A 9,833-nucleotide genomic window follows, 5' to 3' on the forward strand; every position below is an offset into this window, starting at 1 on the left:
CTTCGGCTACCTCACCCCGGCCGAGACCAGGCAGCGACATCAACACACCCTCGCGGCATAACGAACGAGTGTCCGAGATCACGGGGAAACTTCAGTAGTCGACCTTTGGTACGAGGTGGCTGAGATCCAGCTGGGGAAACAGCCCGCTGAGGTCGGGCTTGGGCAGCCCGGCGACGAGGTGATCAACGGCCGTCTGGTTCAGGGTGGTGGCGATGTCGAGCGTGGGCAACGAAGCTCTGATGTGCTCGATGACGCCCTGCCCGAGAAGATCGGTGGCAGTCAGCTTGGGGAACAGGTCGGAGACGCTGCGCGCCATGACACCAGCGACGTCGAGCGTGGGCAGGGCCCCGGCGATGCTATCGGCGATCAGGCGCTCGCCTGAGGAGTGGGCGAGCCGGTTGCGCAGGACCCGCTGCGCGCGCGAAGCCCTGGCCTTCAGCTTCTGGATGATCTCCATGCACCGCGCATCGTCTGTGTCCGGGAGCACGGGTTCGCCGGGGGTCAGCAGGGTCGGCGCCTCGTCCACGCCGTTCGCGGAGAAGAGGATCTTCATCTCCCAGATACACGACACGTACCGCACGTCTTCGTCGTCGCCATCGATGGCAACCCCGTGCAGCAGCCAGCGGGTGTTGGCCGTGTACCAGACGCTGCCCTCGATCTCGTGACCGAGGACGTCCGCGATGCTCAGCAGCTCGGCCTCGGGAGAGGCGAGCCACTGACGCCACTGAACGGACGCCTTGGCGGTGTCCAGACCGACGAACCCGACCGGTGAGCTGAGCACCTCGACCGCGGTCCGCGACACCCGGTCGCGAACGGACAGCGACCTCAGCAGTTCCTCGGCGGCTGCTTCGGCATCCCGCCCGGACACCTCCTTGGTGAACTTCGAGACGACCGCGTCGAAATCGGTGAGCCGGGTGAGCCGGCCTTCCAGGCCGCGCACGTCCTCGTTCATCGGATAGGGATACGTGGCCCCGTCGCCGAAGTCCTTGGTGTTGTTCGTGACGAAGCAGACCTCCTCCTCCGGGTTCTCCTCCAGATACTCAAGGAGGGAGAACCAGACCGCCGCGTCGCGGCCGCCCTCAGACCGTTCCTTGGTCGCCTTCGCCGGCGGAAGGGCCATGGCCTCACGAGCCAGCGCCTTGCGTGCGGCGCCCCCGCTGGTCTCTATGACCTCGAAAACCTCCTCGTACTCGCTGCGCCAGTGGGCAACGAGACGGTTCAGGTCGATCGGCTCCAGGGAGCTCTTCAACTCCCACGGCAGTGCCTCGCGCAGCTTCGCCAGGGTGCTCACGACGGCCCGGTACTTGTCGGGGTAGTGCTTCGTCTTGTGAGCGACCAACTCCTCCATGACCATCCACGGCACGGCCACCTTGTGGTGGCCGGACTGCCGCAACTTGCGGATGATGTCGGCCCGAAGACCGGACGGCGGGAGAAGGTTCACTGCATTCGTATCAAAGATGATCAACCGTGCCTCCGTAGCATTCACCGGGCATCATCTCGTGCAGCTCTGCACCGGCTGTAGGCCGCACCTGGCTCAGGTGGGAAGACCAGCCGGACGGGCTGGAACACGGCGCGGGCCCGGTCCTCCGACGGATCGGAGGGCCGGGCCCGGCTCGTACACGTAGCCGAAGACCGCCACGGAGGCTTCGCGGCTCTTGCGCGCTGGCGGCTAGCTGGCCGTTCGCGCGCGGCACCGGGGCTCACCACCTGCTTGTCTTTGTCTCGGCCGTCTGCTGAACGACCGGGTGAGCGTGACGCACTATGGGGCTTCGGAACACGCTGCCACTTCTCCCGGGTCACAACTCCGGAGATTCGCCCGCCTACTGGCTCCTCGCGCTGCGGCTGTGAAACCGCCATCCCTCACATCCCAGACGACCGCCAGCGTGGCCCGGCCTCGTCCAGGACGAAGCCAACCACGGTGGCCTCTCCCACTGGCGACGCCACTCTCCCTGAGCCGGGAAGAACACTCTGGCGGGCGACACCGGTGACCTTTGACAGGTGATCTTGACCGTTTGCCAGGTGAGTTTGACCTGGCAGGCAGCCCCGGCGTTCGTCGTTAGGCTCAGTCCCTATGACTGGCACCGACAGCGCGCACAAGCACCGCCTCCTCGTCCTGCACGACTACGGCATGGGCGGCTCATGGTGGTGGGTCCATGCGCGGTCTGCGCGGGAAGTCCTCGAAACGTTCGCCTGGGTCGAGGTCGTCACTGATCCGGAGGTGGTGGCACGGTTCGAAGACGACGAGCTGGAGGAAGTCGACATCGACGCTCCTCTGATGCCTCCTGGTCTGGACAGCCTGCGTGCCGAGCGTGACCCGCAGCGTGGGCATGAGGGTTTCGGCACGCTCGCGGACCGGAACATCGTGTACTTGCGGCGGCCATGGGACGACGAGGACGACGAGCCGGTTGTCTACTTGATGGAAATCGGGCCCGATGGGCGCCGGGTTCGCCAGGTGGAGCTCGCCGAGGATGGAACCGCCCTGCGCAGTGGCCCTGATGACTGGCCGTTCAACCCGCCGATCGTTGACCTCTTCGATCCCGCGCTGGCGGGCCAGGAGATCAGCCAGCGCGAGTTCGAGGACCAGTGGGCAGGGGCTCGCCAGGTAGGCCCCGACATGTAGGGCCCAGGCCCCAGCGGGTGAGTTTGACCGTCCGAGTCAGGCGGGTTCGTCCTCGACTGCGTCGGGATTCTCGTAGAGAGCCAGCTCGGCCTGTTGTGCGCGGGTGTTCCTGGCGTGGCAACGGGGCGTGCATGCACTGCGCGGGCTGGTCGCGGGTCGGATGAACTGGGCGCCGCAGCCGGGGCAGGGGAGGACTTGTTTCTGGTCCGGGAGGATGCCGTTGCTGGATGGGGCCCGTTTGAGGAGATCGTTTCTGCGTCGGCAGGGGGCGGAACACAACCACGGTGGTAGCTCGGCTTGAACGTTTGGCTTCGGCGGCCGGCCGCAGTACTCGCAGAGCAGGAGATCTGGTGGGGGCGGCGGTGTCCGCTCCAGGACTTCCTGGAGTTCGAGGTGGTCTCGTCCGGCTGCGGCGGCGAGTCGTGGCCAGCTCAGGGTGCCGCGTTCGGTGGGCGGCTCGCTGAGGCAGGCGTTCAGGTAGGCCGGCTTGAGATAGTTCGCCTGAGCGAGGCGGGAAATGAAGGACTCGGGCCCCTCGCAAGGGCGAGGGAAGACCTGGATGGGCAGCTCGGCGACTGGCCGTTCGAGATCGTTCACCGGGTCGTTTTCCTGGGCTGGGGAGCCTGGGTGCTGGCGGTGACGTCCAGGGGAACGGCGTCGAGTTCCGCTTGGGTGATCTTCTCGGTGCCGGTGAGGATGGCGTCGATCGCGGCTCCGCGGATCTGGTGGGAGAGAGCGCCGATCATGCCACCGGTGCGGTCGTGGAGGTAGCGGTCCAGGCCGACGAGGGTGCCCGGCTTGTGGCGGTGCAGCAGCAGGGTGTCCTCCATCGTCTTGACCAGGCCCTTCCACTCGTCGTTGTAGGGGAAGGGGTGGGTCGGGATGAGGGTGAAGCGGCCGGCGATCTGTGCGCCGCGGGTGCCCGAGAGGATCGAGCTGTGCTCGATGTCGATCCCGGCGTAGATGAACGTCGCCGGGATGCGCTCGGAGAAGTACTTGAGGGTGTCGGAGACCTCGGCGCCCTGGCGGGTGCTCAGGGAGATGTTGTGGACCTCGTCGACGATCACGAGGCCGGTGCGGGTGGTGGTGCAGACTCCGACGACGGCCTCGATGATGTCGCTGGTGTTGAGCCGGCGGTGGACCGGCAGCCCCAGGAATCGCGCGAACTCCGCGGCGATCATCCGAGCCGTCGCCGCCGGGGGAACGGTGATGTAGAGGACCGGGATCCGGCCATGGGCATCGGGGTGGACGTGCCGGTCGTTGAGCTCGTGGGCCAGGCCGAGCTGGGTGAGCGCGATGGTTTTCCCGGTGCCGGCCGGGCCGGAGACGATCAGACCCCGGCGGGCACTGATCGCGTGCCGGTTCAGCATGACCAGGCGGCGGCCCGTGGTGACGGTGTGGCGGACCGTGGAGGTGGCCACGACCATCAGGCGGGCGTGATGGTCGATGCGCAGGTCGTCCAGCTTCAGGCGGGTTTCCCTGGGCAGCTTCGCGTACGACTTCGGCGACGGCGCCGGTATGTGGGGTGGCTTCGGGCCACCGGCCACGAACCGGCGCCAGCCGTCCTTCGTGGTCAGGTGCTGCCCGGCGTCGTCGGTGTCCGGCAGCGTCATCGTCGTCTCCAGGGATCTTCGAGCGGGTCGAACAGGCCGAGCGGGATCACGTCGGCGAGTTTCTCCTCGGCCTTCGCCGGCTCGGGTGCGGGGGCGGGCTCGTCAGCGGTCTGAGCGGGCAGCGGGGTCGACGGCCCGGCCGCCTTGGTCCGGGCGGCGACCCGGCGGTCGCGCCTGGTCGACTTGGGCTTCGGTTCGCCCGCCGGACCGGCGTGGGCCCGGGTGAGCAAGGACGCGACCGCGTCGGCGATCTCCGCCTCCGTGGAGCCGGGCATCTGGTGACTGACGTGGTCCCAGGCCAGATCGCCGAACGGCACCGGCGCCCGGTGCAGCTGCTTCCAGGTCGCCTGAATCCACGGCCGCCCTTCGGCGCGATGGTCGCGTACCCAGATCTGGGACGCGTCGTAGGGGTCGCGGTGGACCTCCCAGAGCCCGCGCTTGGCACGGATTCCGGAGTCCTGGCGGCGTATCGGGGTCAGGCCGGGGCTGTCGTAGATGCGGTTCTTGACCCGGATTCCGTAGTCGTTGACCGCCCGCCAGTCCGAGGGCAGCAGCTCGACGTAGTCCTCGCCGGTGAGCGCGACGGGGACGTAGCCGCAGGCCTCGACCAACGCCGCGTACTTCTGGTTCGGGGTGAACAGCCGGCCCGGGTGGGCGGGGTCGCGCAGGCCATCGTGCGGCCGGTTCTGCCAGTGGGCGATGGTCCACTCGTCCAGGAGCTCCTGCAGTTCCAGCAGCGACCAGATCCGCTCGCGCTCCGGGTGGCGGCTGCGGTGGTCCGCGCTGCGGCCGGTGTAACCGGGCAGGAACTGGACGAACAGCGTCGCCACCGAGCCCAGCATCGACTCGATGTGGCCTTCTCGAAGCCGGAGCCCTTGTGGGCGGGCTGGAAGTCGATCTCCAGGAACCGGCAGGACGACTTGAAGTTCCGGGAGATGAACGCCTTGCCGTGGTCGCAGACGATCATCTCCGGGACGATGACCGGGCGGGCCGCGGCGTGCTCCAGGCGCTCGTCCAGGCTCAGCAGCCGGCGGTGCGGCAGCACGGAGCGGGACATCCTCAGTACGTCCGCCCAGCCGGGACGCATCAGCTCCGGGGTGACCGTGCGGGCCAGCAGCACGCTCGCGTCGACCGCCTTCGTGGTGGGCCGCAGCACCGCCGCGGTGAGTGTCCGTGTGGCCACGTCGATCATGGCCGTGAGCTCGACCCGGCCCGGGACGCCGTCGTCCAGCAGGACCATCACGTCCAGCGGGGTCGAGTCGATCTGCATGACCTCGCCCGGGGCGAACGCCGGGAGCTCGCCGAACGGGGCCTTCGCCCCGTGGGCCTTGGAGCGGCGAGTGCTCGCGGAGCTGAATGTGTGGGTGCCGTCGGTCAGCTTCGCCAGCAGCCGGTAGAGGGTGCGTTCCGAGGGCACCTCGAGATCCTGGCTTCCGGAGGTCTCGCGCAGGATTTCCCTGGTCCGCCAGAGGATGAACGATCCCGTCCTGGTGGAGGCGTCGACGGCTTCGCTGATGGCCGTGCGCATCGCCGCCACCACCCGCTCGTCCACCGAGCCGAACGCGGGCCGCTTCGCGGCCTGGCGGTGGTCGACCAGGCCGAGCACGCCCTCGGCCTGGTAGCGGCGCCGCAGGTTGGCGACCGCGCTGGCCGACACCTTGGCGCCGGCCGCCGTCAGTTCAGCGGCCTTGGCCCGCTGGCGGGCCGTCAGCGAGCGGTCCGGACCGTACTCCGGCCGCGCCGTGGTATCCGGACCGGCCTCCGGAGGCCGCCCGTGCAGCACCTCGAGGATGTGCCCCTCCCACCACAGCGCCTTCTCGACCGCCTTGGCCGGGAACGTCTCCAGCCGTGACGAGGCCGGCAGCGGCATCCGGACCGGGATGTCGATGACGGCGAAGTCCGCCTCGCCCGTCAGGTCCTCCACCGCCATGACGCGCTGGCCGGCCTCCGTGTCCGTCAGCGTCACCGTCCTGGCCGTGACGCCCACGACTGCACGGACCTGCCCGGCGAAGCGCACCCATGCGCCGACCTGGATTCCGACCGGCCGCTGCAGCCCGCTCATCGTTCTCCCCTCGTCGTCACGACGAGGCTGTCGGATGACAGCAGCTCGCCCTCAAGATCGGCACTCAACACGCCGGACCACAGCAGGTGGAACAGGACCGGCAGCACCAGCAGCGGGTCGCCGACCCCCACCGCCCCGGGCCTCAGCGGGACCGGCTCCTCGAACACCCGCAGCAGCCGCTCGGCGACGTCTGCTCGCGCGCAGCGGCGCCGGCGGTAGCGCGACAGCCACCGCACGTTCGCCATCAGCACCGGATCCGGCTCGCCGACGCGGACGAACTCCCAGCCCACCGCCTGGCAGGCCCGATCCGTCTTCTCGAACGACTCGGCGGCCGCCCGGTCGATCCGGTCCCCGGCCCGCACGTCCACGACCCGGCCCCGGCCGTCTCCCAGCCGCACGAAGTAGTCGGGCGCGTGGCGGCGCCGCCGCTTCCCGTCGTGCCAGTGCAGCCAGAACGGCTGCGACGCGATCCCGACCACGCCGGGATCGCGGTCCAGCAGGATCAGCCGATCCCGCTCCAGCCACGACTCGTAGCCCACGTGGGCGCCCATCGTGGTCGAGTAGTACAGACCGGCGAAACCCTCCCCGCCCTTGGCCCAGTGGAACTCCCGTACCGGATCGGCCCACTCGAACCGACGGTTCCAGCCTTGGCCCAACGGCAGCCGACGGCGCTGCCCGGACTCGACGAACCCCAGCTCAAAGGCCGACAAGACGGCATCGCCGTACGCCAGCGCGGCAACAGCCACGGTCTCCCCCACACAGACGAGACCTCACTGGTCAAGATCAAGTGGCAGAAACCTACTGGTCGTCAAGATCACTTGGCAAACGAACGAGATCGCATGTCAGAGGTCAACCTTCACTGCGACGGGTCACCCTGGCTCACAGCTCACAGGCACTCACTTCGCCGCTTCTACCTGCGGAAACTCCATGTGAGGCTCATAGGGAGCGGACTGATTTGCCGAGAGACGGCCTCTTCGGAGAGACGTGCTCGCTACGGTGACGACCATGACGGATCAGAATGGGCATCAGGGCAGGGCAAGGCGGGCGCGGCTGGGCGGCGAGGTCGAGCCGCCGCCACCCGCGCCGGTCGGCACGGTGCGGGTGGTCACCGGCAGCCGGGCCCGGCAGGTGAACGACTAGGAGGCCCACGACTTCGGGATCTCCACCGACCGGGTCTGCCTCGAGATCGAGCACGTCTTCTACGACGCCGCCGACGACGTCCTGCGGCACACGATCACCGTCGACTACAGCGGCCAGCCGCACGTCACCCGGCATGTGCCCACCCCCGAGGAGCTCACCCGCCGCGAGTAGCCGGCCCTGGCGCCCTGGCCCTTCCCGCCGATCGGCGGACCCCGCTGTGCGCGGCCGGTACGGTGCCGGATGAGACGTCGACAGCAGGGGGAGAACGTGGCGAAGATCCGAGATCGTGGCGAGGTGCTGGGCTTCGGAGTTCCGGTCGCGCTCTTCCTGCCCGGAGTCGCCTACCTCGGGATCACCAACGGCCACGAGTTCATCGCCAACGACTTCTTCGCCTTCATGTACTGCTGGGCCAGCGTCGGCTTCGCGTCGGTCCCGCTTCTGTCGTGGCGCCGGGGCGGCGGCCGGTACGCCGACCCAGGATTCGTCCGCTCCGCCTGGTTCCCGTGGCTGTTCACCACCGGGCAGGGCGTCGCCTACAGCGCCCCGCGCGGCGACGCGAACCTCTTCCTGCTTGTCTTCGGCTGGGGCGCGTTCATCTACGCCGGGATGATCGCCCTGTACTTCCTCGGACGCGCCCTGTGGTCCACCGACGACGACCAGGCCGTGCCCCACGAGGACACCCCGCAGCCCGAGACCAGCGCCTGACCCGACGCCGGTCACGCCGTCTGCTCCAGACGCCGCGGGACAGAGACTTCCCGGCCGGCCTTCTCGTCCCGGGCCCGGCGCAGCGCGGCGGCCTCGGTCATCGCGGCCTGGCGGCGGCGCTGGACGCGGGCCTGGTCGATCGGGGCCGGCGCATCGTCCGGCACGACGGGCGGCTCGGGGAACGCGCGGCGGCTGAGCTCCCGCATCGCCCGGTTCTGTCGTTCCACCGCCTGCGCGATGCCCGGGTCAACCCGGGACGCACCGCGGCCTGGCGGTGTGCCTCGATCGCACGGCGGTAGCCCTCCGGCGGAGTCCGCCGCTGCACCGGCGCGACGGGTGCGGTCGGCTGCGGGGCCAGTTCGGCGGCCGCCGTGGCGGCGCTGGCCTTCACGGGTGCGGGCGCCAGGACGTGCAGGGCGCGGACGTTCGCACCGGACACCCGCTCGTTGGCCGTCGCGACCAGCTTCGGCGCGCTCCAGCGCAGCTGCGTGCCGAGAAGTTCGTGAGTTCACGATTTCCGAGGAAATTTCATCGGGAACGTGGGCCAGAACCGATGGTTGTGCGGTGCTCGGCTCCTGGGTTCGTGTAGTGACGCCTGTCGGATGACGTCAGGGCGTCGGCGGCCAAAGACAGAGGATGTCAACAGTCGGCGACACAGTGGACGGCGGAAGTCGGGCACTGGGCGTCCCGACCGGGGTGCCGTCCCAGACACCACGCCGTGACAGGTTCGGTGCGGGCAGGAGGCTTGTCGCAGGCGTGGGCTGCGGCGGCGGTCGTTGGAGGAGGTTGCTCAGCAGGCGACCGATGACCTGGAAGGCGTTGACTGGCGAGATCGGCCAACAGCCCGGCTGCGGGGTGCCCATGAGCTGCCGAGCGCGCCTGAAGGACGTCCTGGCCCGCTGCCCCGAACTGGACACAGCGGCCGGACATGTCCGGGACTTCGGCGAGATGCTCACCGGCCGCCTCGGCGCCACGCTCCCCGCCTGGGTCAACGCCGTCGACGCCAGCCAGCTACCCGGGCTCACCGGCTTCGCACTCCACCTGCACCGAGATCTCGACGCCGTGACCGCCGGCCTCACCCTCGACTGGAGTTCCGGCAGCATCGAGGGCGCCGTCAACCGCATCAAGAAGATCAAGCGGCAGCTCTACGGCCGGGCCGGATTCGAACTCCTCCGCAAACTGATCCTGCTCCAGTAGCGCTCCAAGACGCCCCTCAAGATCTGCGCGAGAACCGAGAAGCAGGATTATTGAGCAGAAACTGATGGGTTTCCTACTGGATCGTGTAGCGGACGTGCCGGGCGGCGAAGTACCCGCAGACGATGCGGGGTTGGTGTTGTCTGCGGTGCAGAAAGCGTCGGGTCTCGCGTGCGAGGTCGTCGATCGACGTGGAGCGGGCGGCGTGGACGTGGTGTTTCAGGTCGGCGTTCAGTAGCTCGTCGGGGTTGAGCTCGGGGCTGTAGCCGGGCATCAGGTGCAGTTCGACGCGCTCGGTGTTTTCGGCGAGCCAGGCCCGGACGGCCTTGCTGCGGTGCACCGGGTGCCGGTCGACGATCACATGGACCTTGCGTCGGGCCTGGCGGGCGAGCCGGTCGAGGAAGGCGCACATCACCTTCGCGGTGAACTTGCCAGGGAAGACGGTGAACCACAGAGCGCCGCGGGAAGCGACCGCCGACATGATGTTGACCTTGAATCG

The 9,833-nt window shown here is 68.9% G+C and carries 9 protein-coding genes and 2 pseudogenes; 4 read left to right on the plus strand and 7 right to left on the minus strand.

Going from position 1 to position 9,833, the window contains the following annotated elements:
• Nucleotides 1-91: 91 nt before the first annotated feature.
• On the minus strand, nt 92-1,486 hold the full coding sequence (locus ABZ154_RS34095) for a PIN domain-containing protein (RefSeq protein WP_356838268.1): 1,395 nt from the start codon (nt 1,484-1,486) through the stop codon (nt 92-94).
• Nucleotides 1,487-2,071: 585 nt separating this feature from the next.
• On the opposite strand from ABZ154_RS34095, the gene ABZ154_RS34100 reads away from it, so the two are divergent.
• Complete coding sequence (locus ABZ154_RS34100) at nt 2,072-2,620, plus strand: hypothetical protein (RefSeq protein ID WP_356838269.1); 549 nt, start codon at nt 2,072-2,074, stop codon at nt 2,618-2,620.
• A gap of 36 nt (nt 2,621-2,656) precedes the next feature.
• Here ABZ154_RS34100 and ABZ154_RS34105 read toward each other — a convergent pair whose 3' ends face one another.
• From ABZ154_RS34105 to ABZ154_RS34120, 4 genes and pseudogenes are all read right to left on the minus strand, one after another.
• Nucleotides 2,657-3,217, minus strand: coding sequence for a hypothetical protein (locus tag ABZ154_RS34105; RefSeq protein ID WP_356838271.1), 561 nt, complete (start codon nt 3,215-3,217; stop codon nt 2,657-2,659).
• A complete protein-coding gene (locus ABZ154_RS34110; protein WP_356838272.1) occupies nt 3,214-4,233 on the minus strand; it encodes an ATP-binding protein in 1,020 nt (339 codons plus the stop codon). Before ABZ154_RS34110 ends, ABZ154_RS34105 begins: the two co-directional genes overlap by 4 nt.
• Nucleotides 4,230-6,295 (minus strand): annotated as a pseudogene (locus ABZ154_RS34115) (Mu transposase C-terminal domain-containing protein). Before ABZ154_RS34115 ends, ABZ154_RS34110 begins: the two are co-directional and overlap by 4 nt.
• Nucleotides 6,292-7,053 carry a TnsA-like heteromeric transposase endonuclease subunit gene (locus tag ABZ154_RS34120; protein ID WP_356838274.1) on the minus strand — a complete coding sequence of 254 codons (762 nt, stop codon included), beginning with the start codon at nt 7,051-7,053 and terminating at the stop codon, nt 6,292-6,294. Before ABZ154_RS34120 ends, ABZ154_RS34115 begins: the two are co-directional and overlap by 4 nt.
• Nucleotides 7,054-7,300: 247 nt before the next feature.
• On the opposite strand from ABZ154_RS34120, the gene ABZ154_RS34125 reads away from it, so the two are divergent.
• Together ABZ154_RS34125 and ABZ154_RS34130 are read left to right on the plus strand one after the other, a co-directional pair.
• Nucleotides 7,301-7,435, plus strand: a complete 135-nt coding sequence (locus ABZ154_RS34125; RefSeq protein ID WP_356838275.1) for a hypothetical protein — start codon at nt 7,301-7,303, stop codon at nt 7,433-7,435.
• A 240-nt stretch (nt 7,436-7,675) separates the two neighbouring features.
• Nucleotides 7,676-8,140, plus strand: coding sequence for a hypothetical protein (locus tag ABZ154_RS34130; RefSeq protein WP_356838277.1), 465 nt, complete (start codon nt 7,676-7,678; stop codon nt 8,138-8,140).
• 11 nt (nt 8,141-8,151) lie between these two features.
• Here ABZ154_RS34130 and ABZ154_RS34135 read toward each other — a convergent pair whose 3' ends face one another.
• Nucleotides 8,152-8,367 (minus strand): hypothetical protein, encoded by a 216-nt coding sequence (locus tag ABZ154_RS34135; RefSeq protein ID WP_356838278.1) that lies wholly within the window; start codon nt 8,365-8,367, stop codon nt 8,152-8,154.
• Nucleotides 8,368-9,016: 649 nt separating this feature from the next.
• On the opposite strand from ABZ154_RS34135, the pseudogene ABZ154_RS34140 reads away from it, so the two are divergent.
• Nucleotides 9,017-9,337: pseudogene (locus tag ABZ154_RS34140) on the plus strand (transposase); the annotation flags it as partial.
• Nucleotides 9,338-9,410: 73 nt separating this feature from the next.
• Here ABZ154_RS34140 and ABZ154_RS34145 read toward each other — a convergent pair.
• A partial coding sequence (locus ABZ154_RS34145; protein WP_356838280.1) for a transposase occupies nt 9,411-9,833 on the minus strand: 423 nt, incomplete at its 5' end.

It is taken from the genome of Streptomyces sp. NPDC006261, from assembly GCF_040613515.1.
GTDB lineage: Bacteria > Actinomycetota > Actinomycetes > Streptomycetales > Streptomycetaceae > Streptomyces.

Coding starts and splice junctions, on each gene's coding strand:
- ABZ154_RS34130 (WP_356838277.1), top strand. CDS start 7,676: ATGAGACGTCGACAGCAGGGGGAGAACGTGGCGAAGATCCGAGATCGT.
- ABZ154_RS34100 (WP_356838269.1), top strand. CDS start 2,072: ATGACTGGCACCGACAGCGCGCACAAGCACCGCCTCCTCGTCCTGCAC.
- ABZ154_RS34125 (WP_356838275.1), top strand. CDS start 7,301: ATGACGGATCAGAATGGGCATCAGGGCAGGGCAAGGCGGGCGCGGCTG.
- ABZ154_RS34110 (WP_356838272.1), bottom strand. CDS start 4,233: ATGACGCTGCCGGACACCGACGACGCCGGGCAGCACCTGACCACGAAG.